Source organism: Bacillus sp. PPSBB_2, assembly GCF_045291115.1.
Taxonomy (GTDB): Bacteria; Bacillota; Bacilli; order Bacillales; family Bacillaceae_G; genus Bacillus_A; species Bacillus_A cereus.
In genome coordinates this window covers 454986-479049 of the sequence record NZ_CP147983.1, presented here as the reverse complement: position 1 = coordinate 479049, position 24064 = coordinate 454986, and the positions used below count along the sequence as shown (strand labels likewise).

The window sequence follows — 24064 nt, the reverse complement described above, 5'->3', positions numbered from 1 at the left end:
CCATGAGGGAATATTAATAAACTTTACTTTCTAACAAGCTTCACTACATTTTCTACGTGAGCTGTATGCGGGAACATATCAACTGGTTGCACATACTCCACTTCATAGCTCTTCATTAATGCTTGTACATCACGTGCTAATGAAGAAGGATTACAAGACACGTACACAACTTGTTTCGGCTTCACTTTTAAAATTGTTTCCAGTAATTTATCATCGCAACCTGTACGTGGTGGGTCGACAACAATTACATCTGGACGCCATCCTTCTTTTACCCATTTCGGTAACCATTGTTCAGCTTTACCTGCTTCATATTTCGTATTTGTAAATCCGTGACGCTTTGCATTTTTTCTTGCATCTGCAATTGCTTCTGGAATTACATCCATACCACGTACTTCCGCTGCATCATTTGCAAGCCAAAGACCGATTGTACCAACACCACAGTATGCATCCACAATCTTCTCGTTTCCTGTTAACGCAGCTGCTTTTTTCGCTTCATTATACAAAACAACTGTTTGCTCTGGATTCAACTGGAAGAATGCACGTGCTGATAATTCAAATGATAAATCGCCAAGTGTTTCTTGAATGACTTCTTTTCCAGCTAATTTAAATGTTTTGTCGCCAAAAATAACAGATGTTTTACGCCAGTTTACATTTTGCATAATTGATTTAACCGCTGGCATCTGTTTTTGTACTTCTGCAATAAATTGTTCTTTATTTGGTAATTCTTCTTTTGTTGTAATAAGTGTAACTTGTACTTCCCCTGTTTGAACTGCAGTACGTGTTACAATTGTGCGTACTAAACCTTTTTGTTTTTTCTCATTGTAAATAGAAACATTTAATTTTTCTAAAATACGTCTTACAACTTTTGTCGCTTCATTCGTTGCTTTATGTTGAATCATACAGTGAGCGATATCAATTAACTGATGTGAGTTTTGTTTATATAGCCCTGTAATAACCTTTTCGTCTTTACGCCCCACTTGTAATTGACTCTTATTACGATAATGCCATGGATTTTCCATGCCAAGCGTTGGGCGAATTTTCTCTTCCATACTATTTTTCATGTACTTCTCAAATGCTTGTACAACGATATCACGCTTTTGATTCAATTGTTCTTTATAATCTAAATGTTGCAGCTGACAACCACCACACTCCTCATATACTGGACACGGTGCTTTCACACGATGCGGTGAAGCTTTACGAACTTTTTTCACTTTCGCTTCAGCGAAGCCACGCTGAATTTTCGTTGTTTCTGCAACAACTTCTTCTCCTGGTAATGCCCCTGGAATAAAAACAACTTGTCTCTTAAAATAACCAACGCCTTCTCCGTTAATCCCAAGACGTTTAATTGTCACAGGAAACGTTTGACCAACTTCCAACTTACTCTCATGTTGCTTTTGTATCATTATTACACCTCTACTCTATACTTTTCCATAAATATAACGCTGCATAACTGCAGTATGGTTCACACTCTTGTTTCACTTTTTCTAAAAATGCATCATCAGGTTTATCATCTAATTGAAATATACCTTGCACTGCACGCTGAATCCCAATGTCCGCTTTCGGGAACATATTTTTCCGTCCAAGCCCAAACATTAAAAAGTTTTGCACTGTCCATGCACCAATTCCCCTAATTGGCAACAATTGTGCTGAAATGTCTTCTTCCGTCCCATTTTCTATACTCGCTAAATTTAATGTACCACTGACAATACTTCGACCTAATCCTACTATATATTCAGCCTTTCGCTGACTAAACTTCTGCTCTCTCAATTCTTCTATTGAAATATTTGCTACTATTTCCGGAGTGGGGAAAAAGAATACACCGTTCTTCTCTGTTCCATACCGTTTCACAAATTGTTCTGTTAACACAGTAGCAAATTTCAAATTTATTTGTTGGTGAATGATACAGCGAAGCAGACAAGCAAAATAATCAAATTCTAAAATAATTGGAGTATAAGCATATGTTTCAAATAGTGGACGTAATGATGTGTTTAAAAAATGATTTTGTATATCTTGAAACGGTTCATTCCAATGAAAAATGGCCCTCATTCGTTTCATGACTTTCTCTGGATCTCCTGTCTGACTAGAAATCCAAAACTGTGGATTTTGAACAGTACCAATCCCTTGTAAGCGAACAACAACCTGTTCCTCGTCTATACAAAGCGGGATATAAATAACTTTCTCATCTAATTGAATGACGTTAAGAGGATCAAAAGATAAACGTTTTAATACTTCTTCAAAATGATACGGATACTCTAACGTAACATGTTCGCTCCACATACGTTTCCCCATCCTTTTTACACATCATTATAGCATGAGAAAACCGTAAGCATACATGCTTACGGTTGATTGCCTTTTACTAAGTCATCTAGACTTTTAAAATGATACCCTTTCTCGCGCAAATCATCAATGATTTTCGCAAGTGCTTCTGCATTATCTTTTGATATTGCATGAAGTAATAAAATAGATCCTGGATGAATCATCGTCATTACATTATTATGCGCATATTGCCATCCTCTTTGCTGATCCACTTTCCAATCCAAAAATGCAAGTGACCAAAATACATTATAATAGCCCATTTCTTTCGTAAGAGCTAACGTTCTTTCACTAAATACACCGCGCGGAGGACGTACATATTTCACTTCTTTTTGCCCAGTTACTTTTTTAATTTCTTCCGTTACACTCGTTAATTCTTCACGAAGTTTCTCATCATTTACCGCTGTAAAATCAGGATGACTCCAAGAATGGTTTCCAATAATATGTCCTTCATCCTTCATTCTTAACAATAAATCTTTTTGCGTTTTAATGTAATGCCCCGTTACAAAGAAAGTTGCTGGTACTTTTTTCTCTTTTAATACATCTAATATTTTCCCTGTGTATCCATTCTCATATCCATTATCAAATGTTAAATAAATATCTTTTTTCTTCGTATCTCCTAAATAAAACCCGCTATTTTTTTGTAATAAATCTGTATATAACTTTCCTGCATCTGGTACTGTTTCATTTTTAGGACGCGGGATTCCCCAGTTATGTGGAGTATTTGTATAAGCCAGTGCTGAAACTGGAACAAGTGCCATCATAATTGAAAAAATGAGACCGATATATAACCATTTATATTTCATAAATAGTCTCCTTTCCATATATAATCGTACTTGTAGTTTCTGTTGCTACGCATTCTTTCATGCTGAACATGTTTTTCTATATATACCAAAAAAATGCATCTCGAATCATTCGAGATGCATTTTTTATTTACTTAAATACTGGCTCTTTAAAGCTAGCTAATTTTTCAAGTGATGTTTTATCAACATCTGCATGTAAGCTATTACCATGAGAGTCCATCGTTACAACTGCTTTAAACCCGTCGATACGTAAATGCCACATTGCTTCTGGAATACCAAATTGTAAGAAATCAACATCTTTCACTTCTTTAATACATTCAGCATAATATTGCGCTGCACCACCGATTGCGTTTAAATATACACCGCCGTGTTCTTCTAAAGCCGCTAATGTTTTCGCACCCATACCGCCTTTTCCAATGACAGCGCGAATACCGAATTTCTTCATAATATCGCCTTGGTACGGTTCTTCACGAATACTTGTCGTTGGACCTGCCGCTTTAATTTGCCAATTGTCATTTTCATCTTTCACAACAACTGGACCACAGTGGTAAATAATTTGTCCATTTAAATCTACTGGACAATCATTATCCATTAAATGCTTATGGATTGCGTCACGACCTGTATACATCATGCCATTAATTGTTACAACATCACCAACGCGAAGTTCACGAATTTGCTCTTCTGTAATTGGTGCTTGTAATACAATCTCACGTTGCTCTGTTTTTTCTTGTACTTCATGCTGAAGTGTATCTTCACCTTCTTGATATAGCCAATCCATAATGTCTCCTGTTTCAGGATGGATTTTCACACCAAGGCGACGATATGCCCAGCAATTATACGCAACAGATACATAGAAACTAGCTGGCAAACGATTATAGACGCCAATTTTACAACCAAGTAAAGTTGTTTCTCCGCCAAATCCCATCGTACCAATGCCCAGCTTATTCGCATTTTCTAATACGTACTCTTCAAGATGTTGTAACTCTGGTACTGGATTGACATCATCTAATGTACGGAATAATTGATTTTTTGCTAATTCATAACCTGATGTGCGGTCTCCCCCGATACCAACACCAATTACACCAGCGCTACATCCTTGCCCTTGTGCTTGATATACTGCATGAAGAAGGCATTTACGAATCCCTTCTAAATCACGGCCAGCTCGTCCAAGTCCTTCTAGTTCACATGGTAAGCTATATTGAATATTTTTATTCTCACAGCCACCACCTTTTAGGATTAAACGTGCATCAATATAATCTTTTTCCCATTGTTCAAACTTAATCACCGGTGTACCTGGTCCTAAATTATTTCCACTATTATCTCCAAAAAGAGAATCAACAGAATTGGGACGAAGTTTACCATCTTTTGTCGCCCGCTCAAGCGCATTATAGATAGCTTCCTTCAACTTTAATTGATTCACACCAACTGGTGTATAAATTTTAAACGTTGGCATCCCTGTATCTTGGCAAATCGGCGAGATGTTATCATCAGCCATTTTAATATTATTTGTAATTGTGCCAAGTGCCATCGCAGAACGAGTCCCTGCATTTTCTCGCTCTTTCGCTTGTTGAATCGCACGACGAACATCTTTCGGTAAGTTCGTTGACGTTTCAACAATTAGTTGATACATGCTTTCTTGAAGCTTTTCCATTGTTACTTCCCCCTCAATTGTGAACGTTACCAAAACGTTATGAGCTGAAAATTCAATTGTTATGCTCTTTAGCTATTTATTTGTTTCACGCTATTAGAGCATAAATGAAATTTTTCACAACTTGATTATACCTCTTTTTCTATCGTCCTTCTATTACCCGAACAGAAAAAGGCTACCAAATTGGAATTGGTAGCCTTTTTAATATATTATTCGTCTTTTTTAAATTGCTCACATTTTAATTCTAATTCATCTAACATTGCAAGAAGACGATCTACATCTTCTAATTCTACTTCTTCAGGTTCAATTGTATCAATTACTTCAATGAACATATTTAAACGTTCTTTTAAATATACTAATTGTGTATCTTTATCTTGAATTGCTTTTCCCATGAAGGCACTCTCCTTTTAATTCGAGTTGCTTTTATTATACCGCAAAAACGATTGCTATGGGCATGAAATTTCATCAATTTTGTCACAGTCATCCACTATAATGTAAGCCCTCTCTCTTTCCATGCTAAAAAGTTTCACTTTATAAAAAGCACATATTCTTCTATTATAGAGAATGGACAAATTGTTATTTCAATAGTCAAAGGAGTATTTCATATGACGATATCACAAAAAATGAAGCCGATTACTCCTTCTTACGATCCATGGGAAGCGTATATGGACCTTGAAGAGTACGGCAAACTACTATTAACAAATGTTGAATTTACAACGACGACGTTATGCAACATGCGCTGTGAGCATTGCGCTGTTGGTTACACGTTACAGCCGAAAGACCCAAATCCGCTTCCGATGGATCTTTTATTAAAACGATTAGATGAGATTCCTCATTTACGTTCTTTAAGTATTACTGGCGGCGAACCTATGCTTTCAAAAAAATCCGTCGACAACTATGTAACACCACTCTTAAAATATGCCCATGAACGAGGCGTTCGCACTCAAATCAACTCTAACTTAACTATAGATTTAGCACGTTACGAACAGATTATTCCTTATTTAGACGTATTGCATATCTCTCATAACTGGGGAACAATTGATGACTTCGTTGAAGGCGGATTTGCAATGATGGAGCGTAAGCCTACTTACGAACAACGTGCAAAATTATTCGAAAGAATGATTACAAATAGTAAGGCTCTATCAGATGCAGGTGTACTTGTATCGGCCGAAACAATGCTAAACAAAAGAACTCTACCACATATTGAACATATTCACCGCCAAATCGTCGAAGAGATGGGCTGTAAACGTCATGAAGTTCATCCAATGTATCCAAGTGACTTCGCGAGTAATCTAGAGATTTTAACAAAAGCTGAAATTCGTGATGCGATTGAACATTTACTAGAAATTCGCGATGAAAATGTATGGATGCTATTTGGAACTTTACCTTTCTATGCTTGTAGCGATGACGAAAAAGACATAGCTACATTTAAAAAATTGCAAGAGAGCAAAAATGTAACTGTTCGTAATGATCCAGATGGCCGTTCTCGTTTAAATGTAAATATTTTCGATGGAAATATTATTGTGACGGACTTTGGTGATGTTCCACTTCTAGGAAACATACAAACAAACACATTACAAGAAGCGTATGAAAAATGGAGCACTTCAAAAACAGCAAAATCATTAAGCTGCCACTGTCCTGCAGTAAAATGTCTTGGACCAAATGTTCTTGTAAAAAACAGCTACTATCCGACAGAAGATTTCTTATCAAAAACAGCAAACATTACATTATAAAAAAAACGTCAGCTTATAAGCTGACGTTTTTTATGTTATTGCGAGTGAGAAGAAGAAATAAATTTAAAAAACAAATAATCATGAATTGGAATTGCCGCTCCAATTCCTTGAGAAGTAATATTTTTCACAACAAGTCTTTTTTGATTTCCCTTTAATACAAGATACACTTCTCCAAATGTTACTTTTCCCTTTTCATTTACTGCTGGTGTATAAGCGTATAAATATCCAAGTTGACTCGGACTAATATTATACACACGCTCATGTCCAGTACCATAACCAATAGTTGTCTTAAACGAAAGAGGTAATTGTACTTTTTCAAGTGCTTTGAGAAGCATCATTTTTTTCACATCTGCAGCATCTTTCATATCTGCTGTTAAATCGCCTTCAACCGTCTTTTGTGTTTCTTGCTTATAGCGAAGTGGATACAAACGGTCTCCTCCGCGATTATCATACACATTTCGATTCACTTGTTTATATTCCCAATTAATCGATGTGTCTACTGATTCATAATGTAAAGCCCATTGACCTAAATAAATTTTTGCCCGATACCCTACTGCAAGCGGAGCATTTGAAATTGTCGTTTCATTAAACATCCGAATTAAGTCTGGATTTTCAATTTTAATATTAGCCGTTTTCAATAGCTCTTGAGCAAATTTACTTGGTTGTAAACGTGGCAAATCTTGCGCATCATTTGGAAATGTATTGTCTTTTGAAATATTTAAAACAGATGAAGGCATTTTTGTTCCTACTGTTGTCTTTGCAAAACTCATGTTAGGAAATAATAAAATAAACGAGACCATAGTTGAAAGACATATGCTGTATACTCGTTTCACCTGTCTGGCTCCTTCCTATGTAGGTATATATACTACTTCGTTTATTGTTTTCTCTGAGCGCAATTGTTATGCCTATTTTTCATAATAAATAAAAACCAATTCCCATAATGACATACGCCGCTAGTAAAGTGCCTCCTTCAAACCAGTTTGTATCTCCATCATTGGAAATCGAAATCGTTAAGAAAACGGCTGTAATCATAGACACAAGTTCTGGTATGGTAAATACTAAAGGCATCCTTTGCGCGAAGAACATAGATAGTAATACTAATACAGGAGCAACAAACATGGCGATTTGTAATGTAGAGCCTATTGCAATTTCAACTGCAATATTTACTTTATTTTTATAAGCCATAATAATTGCAGACGCATGTTCCGCTGCATTCCCAACAATTGCAACGATAATAACCCCTATAAATAACTCTGACCAGCCAAATGACTTTGCAACAGTTTCAAAAGTATGCACGAGTGCCTCTGACACATAAGCTACCGCTAGTGTTGCTATTGCTAAAATAAGGAGCGCCTTCCCTTTCGACCACTCTGGCTCTTCTTCATGCGCTACTTCGTCACTTTTATGTTGATATACACCACGGTGCGTAACTAACTTAAATAGTAATGCAGCAAGGTACATGATAATCATAATAATAGAAACACCTATACTTAATTGATACGTCTTGCCAGCGTCCATCTTCATTGAAAAGATCTCTGGAATAACAAAGGCCACAACAACAGCAAATATTAATAAAGCTGAATTATGCCTTGCATCATATACATTAAAACTTTGTCTTTTGTATTTAAGACCTCCAACAAAGAAAGATAACCCTCCTACCAATAATAAATTTCCAAGTACAGAACCGGTTAAAGAAGCTAACACCACTTCAATTAACCCTGCTTGAAGTGCAAAAATTGAAATGATAAGTTCAACAGCATTACCGAAAGTAGCATTTAATAATCCGCCTATTCTAGGACCAGAAACAATTGCTAGACTCTCTGTTGCTCTCCCCATAAAACCAGCTAATGCGATAATCGTAATACAATACACAGCGAACATAATTGTTTCTGGCCAATGAAGTGTTTTTCCAAGTACAGATAGTGGTACACCTATAAGCGCTACTATAAGAAATATTTTATTAAACATGCTTTTCATCCTTCCATCGTATGTATTTCTCCTCAATATTATTATTATTCTTCTCCTAACTTGTCCGATTTCATCACAATTACGTTTAAAAAATCGGATTGAAGAAAACAGTATGAAAGATATTTAAATTATTTTGTTTAAACAGACAGAATTATAAATTGTGAAAAGGGGTTAAAATTATGCACTTAAAAGAAAAAATCGCAACTATTATTCAAGGTCAACGTACTGGTGTATTATCTACAGTACGAAATGAGAAACCTCATAGCGCCTTTATGATGTTTTTCCATGAAGATTTTGTACTATATGTTGCAACAGATCGACAATCAAAAAAGATAACAGATATTGAACAAAATCCTAATGTCCATGTACTACTCGGACGAGAAGGAAAAAAATTAGATGAAGATTATATTGAAGTTGAAGGGTTAGCTTCAATCGAGGAAGACTCAACATTAAAAAACAAGTTTTGGAATAATAGCTTAAAACGTTGGTTACTCGGTCCTGAAGACCCTAATTACGTATTGATCAAAATCAATCCCGACACAATTTATTACATTGATGGTGCGGGTACGACGGAGCCTGAGTTTTTACGACTATAAAATAAAACAAGCCCCCCCTTAGGTGGGCTTGTTTTGTCGAAAAGTTCTTTTAAAAAAAATAATAAAATAGGTGGAACTTTCCAAAGATTCTGTTATATAATAGCAGTAACTTAAATAAACTGTATTAAAACAGATTGGGAGGAGAAATAAAATTGATGAAGAGAGAAGAACGCAAAAATATGATTGAGTTTATTGAAAAGAAAAAAGGGATTGAGCGTGACGAATTATTGTTTATGACAGACGATGAAGTAGAACATATTTATAATGTAACGTACTTTTTATATGAGGAAATTGCAGAGTAGTATAATAATCCCCACCTTATTAAAAATATAAGGTGGGGATTATTTCGTTATTTAGCCCACTATTTACAGACAGTAAAACTCCCACCTTAAAATTCAGGTGGAGCAAGAAGTTAAGTTGAAGTCGTGCTTCCTATAAAGCTCAATTGCTTCAACTTTATACATGAGAATCATTTTCATGTATAATACTGTAAGATTGGAGGAATTTTACTATGAGTTCGTGGCTCTTATTTGCGCTATTATCAGCAATTGCTGCTGCCCTTGTATCGATTTTTGGAAAGTTTGGTTTAGACGGCATCGATGCAAACGTTGCAACAACAATTCGATCTATTATTATGGCATTATTTATGATAGGCGTTATTATCATACAAGGTAAATTTCAAAATATCGGCGACGTACTGCTAAATAAAAAAGCACTGCTATTTATCACATTAAGTGGGATTGCAGGTGCTTCTTCATGGCTATTTTATTTTCTTGCCCTCAAAACAGGAAAGGTTTCACAAGTAGCTCCTGTCGATAAATTAAGCGTCGTATTTTCTATCATTCTCGCTATGATTATCCTCGGTGAAAAGTTAAACTTTATGACCGGCGTTGGTGTAGTCTTTATTACAGTTGGTGTATTATTTATTGCTTTCAGCTAAAAAAACCGCTATTAGCGGTTTTTCTTTTTCTTTATGTACAACCATACAACACATGTAACAACTGCTGAAATTAATAAAATCCATATTCCATAATGATGTAAACTATACTCAACGAAGCGCCACTTCTCGCCTAATTTCCAGCCAAGCCCAATAAAAACACTTATCCAAATGAGCGCACCACCGTAAGCGTACAAACAAAAGCGCCAAAGTGTCAAATTTGATACCCCAGCAAAATATGCTGTTAAATGACGTACGCCCGGTATAAAATAACCAATCATTAAAAGAAATGGCCCATATTTTTCAAATAAAATATGTGTTTTTTCAATGTGATGTTCTTTAATTCTAATTTTCGGCCCATATTTCTTTAAAACAGGGAGCCCAAGTTTTAAACCTAATATGTAGCTTAACGTGATCCCTAACATCGCACCAGCCATCCCACTTAAAAAAGCAGCAGTTCCTGACATAACTCCTTTTGAAACATTATAACCAACAAAGGTCAATAAAAACTCGTCTGGTATCGGTAATCCGACAATCCCACCAGCCAAAGCTATAACAATTCCAAAATAGCCATAATGCGCGATTAACTCGCCAATATGTTGTTCCATTCGGAAGACACATCCTATGCACGGTCGTTATTCCACATTGTACCCTTTCTATCTTTAAGGCAAACATGGTATACATATTCACTATACATTGTTTTTATAATGAACTCTACTTCTATTCTTTCCTTTAACAGAGATAAAGGAAAACTTTACTCAGTGGGAGTTTTGTTCATCCTCTACTAATTATTAACCTATGCCAATCTTGCTTTTACAGACATCCCGACTCCACATAACTCACTTACATTCACCAATTTTGAGATTAGATTCTTATTGCCCGCAAATAACCCGATAAAAAATAAAAATTCATATGCGTGTTTTTTTGTTACAATAAAGGAAAGTTACTTTTCGCAACGGTTTAACTCTCAAGAAAAATGATATATCTAGCAAAAACATAGTTTGGTCTATATAATGCAACTTCTACCTATTAAAAGAACATACACCCTTTTACATACAACATCATTTTTCTAAATTATACAGGGGGGAACGAACATGACCATTGAAAATCAATTTATTCAAAAAGTTTACTATAAAACATTTTTAACAGAAGAAACTTCTACTCCTGCATCGGAAATACTCGGTGAAGCATATATAAATGAATCTAAAAATGAATTCTCCAACATTTCTAATATTCGATTTGCTCAAGGTGAATTTTATTATCAAAATAAAGATTTTGAAGCAGCTATATTTAAATGGGAAAAAGTAAATAATGCTCTTGCACTTTGGGCGACAAAAAATATTGCAGATGCTTATTTTGAACTAGGATTCTTACCAAAGGCAGAAGAAATTTATCAATCTATTCAAACGGAAGATACGACTCTTACGATGGAGGTTTCCTTACAACTTCTTTCTCTTTATATCGAACAAGATCGTTTAGGACTCGCTTTTAAGACGATTAGTGAAGCTGTTGCATTCCAACCGGATTACCCAAATATTACTGCAATTGCACGTTCTTTCTATGAAAAACAAGAAGATTGGAACAACGCTATCGAACTAGCTGTTCAAGAAGGTATCCGAACACAATCTTTACACTGGTTTGATACGTTAATAACTTACATAAACAAAGGATTTACAAAAAATATTAAGCCTGAATATTTCTATGAGTCTTTAAAAGCTCTATATGCTGTTGATCAAGCTCAATTTAAAGAACTTGTTATTGCTCTTTGGAATAGCTATCAACATGAATCCTTATACCTTCCTTGGATTCAAAGTATTAATCATTTATTCTTGCATATTGAAACAGACAATAATGACGATTGGAATGAAATTTCTACTCGCTACCAAGAAACATACTTTGCATTAATTACCGGAAATCATTTTATGCATGAATTAAACGGACTTGTACCAAATCTATTAACAAATTGGTTCAGTTTAACGAAAGCAAAAGATTCTCTAGTTGTCTCTGCAGCAGTGTTAGCATGGAATGAAGTCTCACCTACAACTTTAGAATCATTACTCGTAAAAAGTGCTGGATCCTTACTTTCTAATACATCAGCTGAAGCAGATGTAAATATGGAAACAGTTTCTCATTTATTCGAAACAATCGCTGTATGGGCTGAGAAAAATGATGTAGATTTAAGTCATCAATTTACGCTACTCGTCCATGAACTATGTGATTTAAATGTCACACCAATACTAATAGCTGGAACTAGTGACCATGATAAAACATCATTTGTTAATTCAATATTGGGAGAGAACATCTTAACTGAAACTTTAACAACTCCTATTCTATTTAAAGACGCTAGTCAAACTGAAATAACAGAATTTACCGAGTTAGATATAAGAAATATCCCTAACCTTGATGAATTCCATCAAATAACGGCTACATCTGCTCAGTCAGAACTTGAGAAAAAATGTATAGAAATTAAGCTACCAAGTAGGTTTTTAAGAAAAAATAAGTTTACATTTCTTATTACACCATCCATTCAAGGACAATTGGATAAAAACAATGCATACTTTGAATACTTACAAGCAGCAGATAGCCTTGTATACGTATTAAATTCTTCTTCACCATTGCATAGTCAAGAAATTGATACGTTAATTTATTTACGTGAACAAGTACCAAACTTACAAATTCACTTCGTATCACACACAAATAATACGACTACTAATGAAAAACTAATTAGTAAACTTAAAGTACATTTTCCAGATGCACAATTCTTCCCATACTCTCCTTCGCAAGAGAGTAGCCAGCAACTTGGAGATGTAACAGAATCTATTCTTTCTAATCTTGCAAAACGCGATATAGAAAAAGAACGTATAGAAAAGCTAATATGGTTTACGCAAAAGACAATTGCTTATCTCATAAATGAACGTGTGGAATTAGAAAATACATTAGTAAAATCCGTACGCTGGAATAAACACATCTCAGTGAAACTTACTGGATTTATTAATAACCTTACTGCTCTTGAAAAAGATAAAATTCGCTCTATTACCGAATCCTATCTTTTAACGAAAGAAGAAATTACACGAGATATACATTCTCAAATCCCTGAATTATTACAGAGCTGCTCTGATCTTGTTCAAGAAGATAGTGATTTCAAACTAGTTCATGAAGAATTAAATGCTGCAATGAATGAACGAGTTCAAAAGCATGTACAACAGGTACTTCTTCCTAAATTTACTGGGTCTATTCAAGAATGGATTGAAACAGCACATAATGAATTTATTCAAGCTCAAGCTTATTTAGATGAAATGAGTGAAACGTTTAATAAATTATATAAAGAAGAACGTATGAAACTTCCTTGCGATTTCAAATTATTAGATGATTGGAATCGAGATGTTGTACGAATGACAAATCGAATTACAGTAACGAACATCAATATTTTATTACGCTTTACACCGACACAGTTTTTCTTAAAAAGTGCCGGAAAATTATTTGGTAATATGCAAAAAAACCAATCTATGCTCGCCAACAAATATAAACAATATATTGAAACAGAAGACTATACAGAAATTGCTCACACAATTTCAAAACAATTCTTCCTTCAATTTGAAGTATTTGAAGGTGCATTAGAACGTGATATCATGATGTTCTTCAAAGATCCACTTAATATATTGAAACAAAATGTAGATGCAGCTCAACTTGAGATAAAGGAAGACGAGCAAACATTAGCAACGCTAAGAAGCAATCCAGAAACATATCATGATCCTTTGGCGTTATTTAAACTACAATTGCTACAACATAAATTCGTTTTAAGTACTACAAAGAAACATGAAGATATGTTCGTATCTAACGAATCTCCTACTGTTTAACAAAAAAACCAAGCAAACTAAAATTTGCTTGGTTTTTTACTTTATTATTTTCATATGTTCAAACGGATAATAAATGCCTGCTAACTTTCCTAACACATCTTCTCTATCAATAAAACCTAAACCATTTCTACTATCTTTACTTATTAAGCGATTATCTCCCATAACAAAAATCTTATTTTTAGGAACTGTAATCGGTCCAAAGTCCTCTGTTAAATTCATAAGTTTTTTTTCTGCTTGTTTTTTATTACTATCCAAATACTCTTCATCTTTCACTTTAGAATTTACATATAATTGATCATTTCTCATCTCAATTATATCTCCAGATAATCCAATCACTCTTTTGACATAAAAATTATCTGTTTTCACAACAATAATGTCTTCTCTCCCATAGCTTTCAAATTGTTTTGCTAACTTATTAACAATTACCTTATCTCCATCTTGCAACGTTGGCCTCATAGATGCTCCTTTTACAGTCGTAGGGAAAAACACAAAAATTTTCGCCAAAAACACCAATAAACATGCAATTGCAATAGTTCCAAAGAATTCACGCCAACGTTTTTTCTTTTGCATCATTTCACCATCTCATCATCTTTTTACTTTTATTATAAATAATACAACCGATATTTTTCCACAAAATTCTGAATTATAAAATTATAATATTAGAAATTTCAAAATGGTAATACTGATCAAATTAAACAAGCAAAAAAGATACTCTCAAAATAGTCTATCCACTATTTTGAGAGTATCTTTTTATAATCCCACATATACAATACACATTTGAGCAGCTACATATGTAAACCAAATCCAAAGTGGCTCATACTTCAATTTACGCCCTCCGATATCTGTCACGCCAATAATAAAATCAGAAATCACAAACAGTAAACCACCAAACGCTGGTATCCACCATATTCCTGTATTTTCATAATATAAGGCGAATGCAAAGCAAGCCATTCCTCCAACCCACAATCCGTAAATTAGAGCTCCTATCGTAAACAATTTATCCTGTTTATCATTTCGGATAAAGAAGAACCATCCTACAATTAGAAAGAGCCCATATACGAGTAAACCAATCCAAAAACCATTCCACGAAATTCCTGTTTGCAAAAATGCTTTTACATAAAAACAATGAGCAAGAGCGAAAGTAACCATCCCTCCAATTAACCTGTGACCAATTGGAATCAGCCCAGCCATAAACAAATCTCCCACAGTCGATAAAGTCATACCAAGTGCAACCCACGTACTATACTCTACAGATGGATCTTGTAACCATATCCAAATTGCACTACCTGTTAAAGAAAAACTAAGAATAAGACGGATTGCTAAAGGTAACGGCATATTATCTTTCGTTCTTTTTGTCTGCCGCATTGCATAAATTGCACCAATTAAAAAAAGAAGTATTTGCCCAATTAACACCACGTAAAGTAGATTCATAATATGTTCTCCTCAATAAATGCTTTTTGTATCTTTTTTCGTTACACTTAGTCTATTATCCTTTTTCTATAAAAAAAGAAGAACAGTACTGTTCTTCCATTGTAATCGCTTTTCTGCTTTCTATGCTACTTGTTTTTCTTTCTCTATTTTTTGCTTAGCTGGCGTCCGATTTACCACAATAATTCCCGCGGCTACACATGCTAAACCGAGTAGCACAAATGAATGAATTGCTTCACCTAAAATCATGCTCGATAATAACACACCAAATACGGGTATAAAGAACATATACATAGATACTTTTCCAACCTTGTTGTACTTCATAATTGTATTCCAAATGCAAAAACCAGCTGCAGATAAGAAAGATAAATAAATCAGCATAAGTAGTGCATGTAGACTAAATGTAAATGGCATGACTCCAACTTGTAAAGCCCCTATACATAATAATCCTATAGAACCAAACATCATTTGGTATGCTGTCATATAGCCAACATCTAATGTTTTACTACCTTCTTTTGCTAATATGTTTCCATATGAATACAGCATTGCTGCACTAGAAGTAATAAGCTTCCGATTCCAAAATGAAATGATAAGCTACCATCACTCGGCACATTTACTAAAACGACGCCACAAAAACCAATCGATACCCCAATTATTTTTCTTATATTGAGAGCATCATCTTTATATAAAAAATGGGCGAGTAAAATTTGAAAGAATGATGATGTCCCTGAAATGATAGCTCCTTCAATTCCTGAACTATAACTCATTCCAATGTAAAAACAGATATATTGAAGAAACGTTTGGAATAAACCAATTTGTATTAACTGTTTCCCCGTTCCTTTTTTGAAGCTCATATCTTTTCCTAACACTTTAAAGAATAATAAGAGCATGACTCCAGATAACAAGAAACGATAACCGGCAAATAATATTTGTTCTCCAACTTCTTGTGGTTGAATTCCAAGTTCAGCATAACTTAACTTAATAAAAGGAAATGCGCTTCCCCATAAAAAAGTTGCTACTATTGCAGCAATAAATACGCCAATCGGATGGGTAAAAAATTTCTCTGTCTTCACTTGTTGTCTTCCTTTCCGACCTTTTTATGAACAATATTCATATATACCAAAGGAATTGCAAAAACACAAGTTTTCCGTTTATACTTGAAACAAAACCGTACCATCTCATAAAAACATATGATATACTATAGAATAATTACAACATAATAACTATTAAAAACAGATTCAACAGAAATGCTGCTATCCATTATGGATGGCAGCTTTCGTCGTTTTATAGGGGTTTCGATTTTGATTATTTTTCTCAATAAGAATTCGGAAGGAGCGAGTAGTAATGAACTCAGAAGTAAAAACGTTACACGCAAAAGAAACAATTTCTCATCCCTCTTTATGGGACACATTAAAAAAACATTATGAACTTGTATTTGCATTGGCATCTGGTATTTTTATTTTAGCTGGCTGGCTATTCACAAAGAACGATGCAATGAATGCAGGTATTACTTGCTATATCCTTGCTTATATAGTTGGTGGATATGCAAAAGCGAAAGAAGGAATTGAAGATACGATTGAAGAAAAAGAGCTAAATGTTGAAATGCTAATGCTCTTTGCAGCTATCGGTGCTGCAATTATTGGCTACTGGGCAGAAGGGGCTATTTTAATCTTCATCTTTGCGCTCAGCGGTGCTATGGAATCTTATACATTAAGTAAGAGCCAAAAAGAAATTTCCGCTCTTCTTGACTTACAACCAGAAGAAGCATTACGCATTTCCAACGGAACAGAGGAACGTATTCCTGTTGGAGAGTTACAAATTAACGACATTATTTTAATTAAACCAGGTGAACGTGTTCCTGCTGACGGTACGATTCATAACGGTGAAACAAATATCGATGAAGCAGCAATCACGGGAGAACCTATTCCAAATGAGAAAAGACATGGCGATGAAGTATTTGCAGGTACTGTAAATTTACGTGGTGCTATCGAAGTTAAAATTACGAAGCCGAGCGATCAAACATTATTCCAAAAGATTATCCGTCTCGTACAAAGTGCACAAAGTGAAAAATCACCATCACAACTATTCATCGAAAAGTTTGAAGGAACATACGTAAAAGGTGTACTACTCGTTGTTGCGCTTATGATGTTCGTTCCTCATTTCTTACTTGACTGGAGCTGGAATGAAACGTTTTATCGCGCTATGATCTTACTTGTAGTCGCATCTCCTTGTGCACTCGTTGCTGCCATTACACCAGCAACGTTATCTGCAATTTCTAACGGAGCAAGAAATGGAATTCTCTTTAAAGGTGGCATACATTTAGAACGCCTCGCTTCAGTAAAAGCAATCGCCTTTGATAAAACAGGAACATTAACAGAAGGAAAACCTACCGTAACAGATATATATGTTCGAGAAAATATGACAGAAAAAGAAGTACTTTCTATTACAGCATCAATTGAAAGTCACTCTACACATCCTTTGGCTGAATCTATTGTTAAATATGCACAACATGCGTACGACATTACATTAAAAAAACCAGAAAAGGTTGAAGATGTAACTGGTTTTGGGCTAAAAGGAATATTCGAAAACAACGCTTATAAAATAGGTAAAGCTGATTTTATCGGTGAAGAAACAAAAACATTTCATAATGGTATTTCTGCCTCACTTGAAAAGGAAGGTAAAACTGTCGTTTATATTAGTGATGAGGGAGGCATTCTTGGACTTATCGCTTTAAAAGATACGCTTCGCCAAGAAACAATAGCTGCTATTCGTGATTTACAAAGCATTGGTGTCGAAGCAATTATGATTACTGGAGATAATGAAGAAACGGCAAAAGCAATTGCCTCTGAAAGTAATATAAAGGAATATTACGCATCATGCTTACCAGAAACAAAAGTTGAAACGATTAAAAAGTTAAAAGAAAAATACGGTACAGTAGCAATGGTCGGAGACGGTATAAATGATGCACCTGCACTAGCTACTGCTAGCATTGGTGTCGCAATGGGAGAAGGAACAGATGTAGCTTTAGAAACTGCGGATGTTGTACTGATGAAGAACGAACTATCTCGTCTTTCTCAAGCAATCCGTCTATCAAAACGAATGAATCGTATTGTGAAGCAAAACGTAATCTTTTCGCTAGCCGTTATTGCCATGCTAATTTGTTCAAACTTCTTGCAATTTTTAGCTCTTCCATTCGGTGTTATTGGCCATGAAGGAAGTACGATTCTTGTCATTTTGAATGGCTTACGATTATTAAAAGGAAGCAAATAAAACGGGTCCCTCATAGAGGACCCGTTTTTTTTAATGATAGCTATTATGACCGTTCGCACTGCTACTCGTTTTATGCTTTGGATGCGAACTGCTCTTTTGTTTATTATTACTTTTATTATTATGGTTCTTTTTATTATTACTCATGAAATATCCCCCCTGTTCCTTTTTATTATGGAACAAGAGCTCATTATTCATTACGGGAATTATTGTCACCGGTTCTATAATGGTGGAGTAAACCATTAATTTCACCGCCAAGTAAAATTACCCATCCAGTTAAGTAAAACCATAACATTAAAATAATGATACCACCGAGACCACCATATGTATTGGCGTAATTCGCAAACTTATCTACATAATAAGCAAATGAGTACGATACCACAATCCATCCTACAGTAGCAAATAACGCCCCTGAAATAACTTCTCTTCTTTTTAACTTTCGATCTGGTGCAAATGTATATAAGAAACTAAACAAAGCAAATAGCACGAAGAAACTCGCTACTAATCGTGTAATGCTCCATACGAAAGAAAAGCTATCTGATAAACCGAGTGCTTTAAACACTGCTGCTCCAATAACTTGTCCGAATACCGGAACAATTAACGCAAAGACAATCATAAAAATAATAGCTAATGTAAACACAATTGATAACGCTCTTGTTGTAATAAAAGAACGTGTTTCCTTCACGTCATAAGCGCGGTTAAAAGCATTCATAACCGCATTAACACCATTTGAGGCAAACCATAACATGGATAATAAACCAAATGATAATAAACCACCATTTTGCTGGTTTACAACTTTATCTACATTTACCTCAATTAAGTTCATTGCATCATCTGGTACATAAACCTCTAATAAACTAAGCACATCCTCTGTTTGAATGGGAATAAATCCAAGAAGCGTAATTAAGAAAACGAGCCCAGGAAAAATTGCAAGCAAGAAGAAATAAGCGAGCTGTGCTGCCAAGCCCGCTACATCATCGCGCATCGTCCGGTCATATAAATCTTTACCAAACGAATAAGTACGATTTCTTCTCACCTTTTCTAAAATTTTTCTCATATATGTTTAAACGCTTTTCTTCTCTTCTTTATCTTGCTTTAACTCAATGTACGCTTCAGTTTTTTTTCCCACTGCATTTGAGTCTTTCATAAATAATTCACGCGCTTCTTTCATACCACCATCTTCAGCAACTATTGGCTCTTCTTCTACTTTCAACTCATCTACCTTTGGAGATACAGCTTGAATTTCAATCGTTTCTGGCTTTTCTTCTGGCTCAACTTTTTTCTTACTAAAAATTTCTTTCGTTTCTTTTAACGTCTCTACAACAGATGGCGTTAATTTTTTAATTTCTGCTACTTTCGCTTTTACCACATTGAAATCAGCAAGTTCGCGTCCTTTATCTGTAACAGTTTGCACTTTTTCTTTGATCTTTGCATTTTCGCCAATTTCAATCATCTTTGTTTTTGCTTTTTCTGCAGTATTTTTTACTTTTTCACGATTTTCTTTCTTCAACATAGATACAGCTACACCTGCAGCTACACCAATCGCAATGTTTCGAGCAATATTATTTTTCTTTGCCATATTCCTTCACCCTTTCATTTCTTATGTTAGAAAGTATTTCTTTCTAAGCTTCCTCATATTCCTTGTTCATTTCGAATGAAAGCTAATAGCTTTGCACACCCTTCTGTTACAAGGTCATATACTTCTTGGAAATTCCCTGTATAGTAAGGGTCGGGAACGTCTGTCCAGCCACCGTCTGGAACAAAATCGGACAGCCTACCAATATAGCCTCCAGTTTTACCTAAACTTTTTAAATCTGCTATATTCTTGTTGTCCATGGCAATAATATAATCAAACTTTGTTAAGTCTTCTTTTTCTACTTGCCTTGCTTTAATTCCTTCAAAAGTGACTGCATTTTCTTTTAAAATTTTTTGTGTTCCTTTATGTGGCGGATGGCCAACATGCCAATCTCCAGTTCCTGCAGAATCAATGACAATTTTCTCTTCAAGTCCCTCTTTTACGACAAGATTTCGAAAAATCGCTTCTGCCATCGGAGAACGGCAAATGTTCCCAAGACAAACAAACAATACTTGAACCATATTTTTGTTTCTTCCCTTCTTGGTGCATTTCTTAATATATACTTATAGTATAAACAACCAATTATTAAATATAAAGGAAATCCCTACTAATTTAATGGGATTGAAAAGATTCATTAACGAAAATGATAAAAAATGTTAAGATAGCCTTATGTTATTTTAAAGGGGGACACTTCGGTGGATTTATCCGTAAAGTCAGAAGAAAACGTTGAATACATGGTCGAAGCTATTAAAGAAAAATTACGTATGGTTAATGCTGGAGCGATGAGAGCTGCTAGTTTTAACGAAGAAATGTACGAAGATTTACGTGACATTTATGATCATGTTATGAAACGTGAAACATTCAGCATTAGTGAAATGCAAGCTATTACAGAAGAATTAGGTACATTAATTAAAAAGTAAAAAAGCCTCTCTTATATGAGGCTCTTTTTTATTTCCAACAAATTCATGACAACTCTTCTCTTTCCCTCAACCAACTGTAAAATATTGTACAATAGAAGTAGAACCTCACCTTAGATTTTTTCTCCATACATACTACTCACAAATAATAGCAACACTACCATTGCTAACTGTTTTTACTGGAGGTGCTTACTTATGAGCAATTGGTACAGTAAGACGAAAGATCAAACATTAATTGACCTAGAAACAAACGAACAACACGGTTTAACAGATGAAATTGTAAGTGAACGTTTAAAGCAATACGGTTCTAATGAATTAGCTACAAAACAAAAACGCACTTTATTGCAGCGTATTTTCGCCCAAATTAATGACGTCCTCGTATATGTCCTTATTATTGCAGCCCTTATTTCTGCCTTTGTAGGTGAATGGGCAGATGCAAGTATCATTGCGCTCGTTGTAGTTTTAAATGCTGTTATCGGTGTCGTCCAAGAATCGAAAGCAGAACAAGCCTTAGAGGCATTGAAAAAGATGGCGTCACCTAAAGCTATCGTCAAGCGAGATGGTGAACTAAAAGAAATTCCATCTGAGCACGTCGTTCCAGGTGATATCGTTATGCTCGACGCCGGACGATATATCCCATGCGATTTACGCCTGATCGAAACCGCAAATTTAAAAGTTGAAGAATCTGCTCTAACTGGTGAATCTGTCCCTGTTGATAAAGATGCAATCTACCACCCTTCCATGCAAAGTGATGAGCAAGTACCACTCGGTGATCAAAAGAATATGGCCTTTATGTCTACTCTTGTTACATATGGACGAGGCGTCGGTGTTGCTGTTGAAACTGGAATGAACTCACAAATTGGTAAGATTGCTACCTTGTTACATGAAGCTGACGATGATATGACACCACTTCAAAAAAGCTTAGCACAAGTCGGAAAGTATTTAGGCTTTGTTGCTGTAGCTATTTGTATCGTGATGTTTCTCATAGGCTTTTTACAAGGACGAGATACACTAGAAATGTTTATGACTGCAATTAGTTTAGCCGTTGCAGCTATTCCAGAAGGTTTGCCAGCTATCGTTTCCATCGTTCTTGCAATTGGTGTGCAACGTATGATTAAACAAAACGTTATCATTCGGAAATTACCAGCTGTTGAAGCCCTCGGTTCTGTCACAATTATTTGTTCAGATAAAACAGGTACGTTAACGCAAAATAAAATGACCGTTACTCACTTTTATAGTGATAACACATACGATCGCTTAGAGAGTTTAAATGTAAATAATGATGCGCAACGTCTATTGTTAGAAAATATGGTGCTATGTAATGATGCGTCTTACAATAACGAATCACAAACGGGAGACCCGACTGAAATTGCTCTTCTCGTTGCCGGAACCACCTTTAATATGCAAAAAGATCATTTAGAAAAAATACATGAACGTGTTAACGAAGTACCTTTCGATTCAGATCGTAAAATGATGTCAACTGTACATACATACGATGAAAGCTACTATAGCATGACGAAAGGCGCTATTGATAAGCTCTTACCCCGATGTACCCATATTTTTAAAAACGGCAAAATCGAGATTTTAACTGATTCTGATAAAAATCAAATATTAAAAGCTGCCGGATCAATGTCTCAAGAAGCTTTAAGAGTACTTTCATTCGCATTTAAACAATACGATTCAAACGATGTGGATATAAATCATCTTGAAAAAAATCTTATCTTTATTGGTCTTGTCGGTATGATTGATCCACCACGAACTGAAGTGAAAGATTCAATTAAAGAATGTAAAAAAGCCGGTATTCGCACAGTTATGATTACTGGTGACCATAAAGATACCGCCTTTGCAATTGCCAAAGAACTTGGCATTGCTGAAGAAATATCGGAAATTATGATTGGAACTGAATTAGATAACATTTCTGATACAGAACTAGCTAGCAAAATTAATCATTTAAATGTATTCGCTAGAGTCTCTCCAGAGCATAAAGTGAAAATTGTAAAAGCATTACGCGCGAAAGGAAATATCGTTTCTATGACTGGTGATGGTGTCAATGACGCTCCATCTTTAAAGCAAGCTGATGTTGGCGTAGCGATGGGCATTACAGGAACAGACGTTGCAAAAGGGGCAGCAGATGTCGTGTTAACAGATGATAATTTCTCATCTATTGTGAAAGCCGTTGAAGAAGGTAGAAATATTTATCGTAACATAAAAAAATCAATTCTCTTCCTACTCTCTTGTAACTTCGGAGAAATTATCGCTTTATTTTTAGCGATTTTACTCGGCTGGGCAACACCACTACGACCTATTCATATTTTGTGGGTGAATTTAATTACAGATACACTGCCTGCATTATCACTTGGGGTTGATCCTGAAGATCCAGATGTGATGAAGGAAAAACCACGACATGCGAAAGAAAGCTTATTTAGTGGCAGCGTTCCTTTCCTGATTTTCAATGGAGTTATCATTGGACTTTTAACGCTAATAGCTTTTATCGCCGGAGCAAAATTCTATACTGGAGATACAAATTTATTCCCTCTTTTCCCAGAGCGAATTGATGACGATGCTCTATTACATGCTCAAACGATGGCATTTGTCGTTCTTAGTTTTTCTCAGCTCGTTCATTCATTTAACTTGCGTTCAAGAACGAAATCAATTTTTTCAATTGGGATCTTTACAAATAAATATTTAGTTTTCTCCCTTCTTATCGGTGTTCTTATGCAAGTTTGTATCATCTCCATCCCGCCCCTTGCAAATATATTCGGTGTACATGCATTAACGATGCGAGATTGGGGATTTGTTCTCTTATTAAGTATCATTCCACTTATTGTGAATGAGATTATTAAATTAGTGAAGAGAAACTAAAAGGCAATGAGGAATAGTCCTCATTGCCTTTTCATTTATCCTACTATTTTCCGTGCAGTAAAACTCCCACCTCAAAATTCAGTTTGAGCAAAGAAGTTAGGTGGTGGATTAACTGCCCATAAATGTCCAATTGGTGAAGGCTAATAATTAGTGGGGATG

At 35.2% G+C, this 24064-nt stretch carries 21 protein-coding genes and 1 pseudogene; 8 read left to right on the top strand and 14 right to left on the bottom strand.

All coding sequences use genetic code 11. The features are described 5' to 3' along the window. Positions 1-23: 23 nt before the first annotated feature. The 5 genes from rlmD to V6946_RS02325 all read right to left on the bottom strand — a co-directional run bounded on the left by rlmD (position 24) and on the right by V6946_RS02325 (position 5156). On the bottom strand, positions 24-1403 hold the full coding sequence (rlmD, locus tag V6946_RS02345) for a 23S rRNA (uracil(1939)-C(5))-methyltransferase RlmD (RefSeq protein ID WP_000615206.1): 1380 nt from the start codon (positions 1401-1403) through the stop codon (positions 24-26). A 10-nt stretch (positions 1404-1413) separates the two neighbouring features. Next, a complete protein-coding gene (locus tag V6946_RS02340) occupies positions 1414-2277 on the bottom strand; it encodes a DNA-3-methyladenine glycosylase (RefSeq protein ID WP_000269422.1) in 864 nt (287 codons plus the stop codon). Positions 2278-2336: 59 nt separating this feature from the next. Beyond that, a complete protein-coding gene (gene pdaA, locus V6946_RS02335) occupies positions 2337-3119 on the bottom strand; it encodes a delta-lactam-biosynthetic de-N-acetylase (RefSeq protein WP_366981737.1) in 783 nt (260 codons plus the stop codon). A gap of 127 nt (positions 3120-3246) precedes the next feature. Beyond that, complete coding sequence (gene fumA / locus V6946_RS02330; protein ID WP_000413523.1) at positions 3247-4767, bottom strand: class I fumarate hydratase; 1521 nt, start codon at positions 4765-4767, stop codon at positions 3247-3249. A 206-nt stretch (positions 4768-4973) separates the two neighbouring features. After that, the gene (locus V6946_RS02325; RefSeq protein WP_000513558.1) at positions 4974-5156 is read right to left on the bottom strand and encodes an SE1561 family protein; all 183 of its coding nucleotides are present in this window, start codon (positions 5154-5156) and stop codon (positions 4974-4976) included. 213 nt (positions 5157-5369) lie between these two features. Here V6946_RS02325 and yfkAB point away from each other — a divergent pair, with 213 nt between their 5' ends. After that, positions 5370-6497 (top strand): radical SAM/CxCxxxxC motif protein YfkAB, encoded by a 1128-nt coding sequence (yfkAB, locus tag V6946_RS02320; protein ID WP_000156016.1) that lies wholly within the window; start codon positions 5370-5372, stop codon positions 6495-6497. A 35-nt stretch (positions 6498-6532) separates the two neighbouring features. On the opposite strand, the gene V6946_RS02315 is transcribed toward yfkAB, so the two are convergent. Together V6946_RS02315 and cax are read right to left on the bottom strand one after the other, a co-directional pair. Further along, positions 6533-7330 (bottom strand): YfkD famly protein, encoded by a 798-nt coding sequence (locus V6946_RS02315; protein WP_002098868.1) that lies wholly within the window; start codon positions 7328-7330, stop codon positions 6533-6535. A gap of 79 nt (positions 7331-7409) precedes the next feature. Then, complete coding sequence (gene cax / locus V6946_RS02310) at positions 7410-8465, bottom strand: calcium/proton exchanger (protein ID WP_006916198.1); 1056 nt, start codon at positions 8463-8465, stop codon at positions 7410-7412. 179 nt (positions 8466-8644) lie between these two features. Between cax and V6946_RS02305 the strand changes: the two genes are divergently transcribed. The 3 genes from V6946_RS02305 (at position 8645) to V6946_RS02295 (ending at position 10001) form a co-directional block, all read left to right on the top strand. Beyond that, positions 8645-9061: a pyridoxamine 5'-phosphate oxidase family protein gene (locus V6946_RS02305; protein WP_000550220.1), complete on the top strand. Its 417-nt coding sequence runs from the start codon at positions 8645-8647 to the stop codon at positions 9059-9061. A 155-nt stretch (positions 9062-9216) separates the two neighbouring features. After that, positions 9217-9363: a BH0509 family protein gene (locus V6946_RS02300; RefSeq protein WP_000817786.1), complete on the top strand. Its 147-nt coding sequence runs from the start codon at positions 9217-9219 to the stop codon at positions 9361-9363. Between the two features lie 209 nt (positions 9364-9572). After that, positions 9573-10001, top strand: coding sequence for an EamA family transporter (locus V6946_RS02295; RefSeq protein WP_366981736.1), 429 nt, complete (start codon positions 9573-9575; stop codon positions 9999-10001). A gap of 11 nt (positions 10002-10012) precedes the next feature. On the opposite strand, the gene V6946_RS02290 is transcribed toward V6946_RS02295, so the two are convergent. After that, a complete protein-coding gene (locus V6946_RS02290) occupies positions 10013-10606 on the bottom strand; it encodes a DedA family protein (protein ID WP_000434878.1) in 594 nt (197 codons plus the stop codon). Between the two features lie 486 nt (positions 10607-11092). Here V6946_RS02290 and V6946_RS02285 point away from each other — a divergent pair, with 486 nt between their 5' ends. Beyond that, positions 11093-13855: a lipopolysaccharide assembly protein LapB gene (locus tag V6946_RS02285; RefSeq protein WP_006916214.1), complete on the top strand. Its 2763-nt coding sequence runs from the start codon at positions 11093-11095 to the stop codon at positions 13853-13855. Between the two features lie 36 nt (positions 13856-13891). Here V6946_RS02285 and lepB read toward each other — a convergent pair whose 3' ends face one another. The 3 genes and pseudogenes from lepB to V6946_RS02270 all read right to left on the bottom strand — a co-directional run bounded on the left by lepB (position 13892) and on the right by V6946_RS02270 (position 16356). Beyond that, positions 13892-14428, bottom strand: a complete 537-nt coding sequence (gene lepB / locus V6946_RS02280) for a signal peptidase I (RefSeq protein ID WP_366981735.1) — start codon at positions 14426-14428, stop codon at positions 13892-13894. Positions 14429-14605: 177 nt separating this feature from the next. Continuing rightward, positions 14606-15286 carry a lysoplasmalogenase gene (locus tag V6946_RS02275; RefSeq protein ID WP_001051080.1) on the bottom strand — a complete coding sequence of 227 codons (681 nt, stop codon included), beginning with the start codon at positions 15284-15286 and terminating at the stop codon, positions 14606-14608. Positions 15287-15406: 120 nt separating this feature from the next. Next, positions 15407-16356, bottom strand: a pseudogene (locus V6946_RS02270) (DMT family transporter). A 271-nt stretch (positions 16357-16627) separates the two neighbouring features. Here V6946_RS02270 and V6946_RS02265 point away from each other — a divergent pair. Continuing rightward, entirely contained in the window at positions 16628-18553 is a 1926-nt protein-coding gene (locus tag V6946_RS02265; RefSeq protein WP_006927450.1) for a heavy metal translocating P-type ATPase, read from the top strand. A gap of 187 nt (positions 18554-18740) precedes the next feature. Here the strand turns inward: V6946_RS02265 and V6946_RS02260 are convergent, their stop codons facing one another. The 3 genes from V6946_RS02260 to V6946_RS02250 are packed head-to-tail and all read right to left on the bottom strand — an operon-like array spanning position 18741 to position 20647. Then, on the bottom strand, positions 18741-19607 hold the full coding sequence (locus V6946_RS02260; RefSeq protein ID WP_001226536.1) for a YihY/virulence factor BrkB family protein: 867 nt from the start codon (positions 19605-19607) through the stop codon (positions 18741-18743). A 6-nt stretch (positions 19608-19613) separates the two neighbouring features. Next, positions 19614-20129 carry a DUF4075 domain-containing protein gene (locus V6946_RS02255; protein ID WP_006927453.1) on the bottom strand — a complete coding sequence of 172 codons (516 nt, stop codon included), beginning with the start codon at positions 20127-20129 and terminating at the stop codon, positions 19614-19616. Between the two features lie 53 nt (positions 20130-20182). Then, a complete protein-coding gene (locus tag V6946_RS02250; RefSeq protein ID WP_000250916.1) occupies positions 20183-20647 on the bottom strand; it encodes a low molecular weight protein-tyrosine-phosphatase in 465 nt (154 codons plus the stop codon). Between the two features lie 174 nt (positions 20648-20821). On the opposite strand from V6946_RS02250, the gene V6946_RS02245 reads away from it, so the two are divergent. Beyond that, a complete protein-coding gene (locus tag V6946_RS02245) occupies positions 20822-21046 on the top strand; it encodes a DUF1128 domain-containing protein (RefSeq protein WP_000366196.1) in 225 nt (74 codons plus the stop codon). Between the two features lie 192 nt (positions 21047-21238). After that, positions 21239-23905: a cation-translocating P-type ATPase gene (locus V6946_RS02240; protein ID WP_006927460.1), complete on the top strand. Its 2667-nt coding sequence runs from the start codon at positions 21239-21241 to the stop codon at positions 23903-23905. Positions 23906-24064 lie beyond the last annotated feature (159 nt).

Coding starts and splice junctions, on each gene's coding strand:
- rlmD (WP_000615206.1), bottom strand. CDS start 1,403: ATGATACAAAAGCAACATGAGAGTAAGTTGGAAGTTGGTCAAACGTTT.
- V6946_RS02340 (WP_000269422.1), bottom strand. CDS start 2,277: ATGTGGAGCGAACATGTTACGTTAGAGTATCCGTATCATTTTGAAGAA.
- pdaA (WP_366981737.1), bottom strand. CDS start 3,119: ATGAAATATAAATGGTTATATATCGGTCTCATTTTTTCAATTATGATG.
- fumA (WP_000413523.1), bottom strand. CDS start 4,767: ATGGAAAAGCTTCAAGAAAGCATGTATCAACTAATTGTTGAAACGTCA.
- V6946_RS02325 (WP_000513558.1), bottom strand. CDS start 5,156: ATGGGAAAAGCAATTCAAGATAAAGATACACAATTAGTATATTTAAAA.
- yfkAB (WP_000156016.1), top strand. CDS start 5,370: ATGACGATATCACAAAAAATGAAGCCGATTACTCCTTCTTACGATCCA.
- cax (WP_006916198.1), bottom strand. CDS start 8,465: ATGTTTAATAAAATATTTCTTATAGTAGCGCTTATAGGTGTACCACTA.
- V6946_RS02305 (WP_000550220.1), top strand. CDS start 8,645: ATGCACTTAAAAGAAAAAATCGCAACTATTATTCAAGGTCAACGTACT.
- V6946_RS02300 (WP_000817786.1), top strand. CDS start 9,217: ATGAAGAGAGAAGAACGCAAAAATATGATTGAGTTTATTGAAAAGAAA.
- V6946_RS02295 (WP_366981736.1), top strand. CDS start 9,573: ATGAGTTCGTGGCTCTTATTTGCGCTATTATCAGCAATTGCTGCTGCC.
- V6946_RS02290 (WP_000434878.1), bottom strand. CDS start 10,606: ATGGAACAACATATTGGCGAGTTAATCGCGCATTATGGCTATTTTGGA.
- V6946_RS02285 (WP_006916214.1), top strand. CDS start 11,093: ATGACCATTGAAAATCAATTTATTCAAAAAGTTTACTATAAAACATTT.
- lepB (WP_366981735.1), bottom strand. CDS start 14,428: ATGATGCAAAAGAAAAAACGTTGGCGTGAATTCTTTGGAACTATTGCA.
- V6946_RS02275 (WP_001051080.1), bottom strand. CDS start 15,286: ATGAATCTACTTTACGTGGTGTTAATTGGGCAAATACTTCTTTTTTTA.
- V6946_RS02265 (WP_006927450.1), top strand. CDS start 16,628: ATGAACTCAGAAGTAAAAACGTTACACGCAAAAGAAACAATTTCTCAT.
- V6946_RS02260 (WP_001226536.1), bottom strand. CDS start 19,607: ATGAGAAAAATTTTAGAAAAGGTGAGAAGAAATCGTACTTATTCGTTT.
- V6946_RS02255 (WP_006927453.1), bottom strand. CDS start 20,129: ATGGCAAAGAAAAATAATATTGCTCGAAACATTGCGATTGGTGTAGCT.
- V6946_RS02250 (WP_000250916.1), bottom strand. CDS start 20,647: ATGGTTCAAGTATTGTTTGTTTGTCTTGGGAACATTTGCCGTTCTCCG.
- V6946_RS02240 (WP_006927460.1), top strand. CDS start 21,239: ATGAGCAATTGGTACAGTAAGACGAAAGATCAAACATTAATTGACCTA.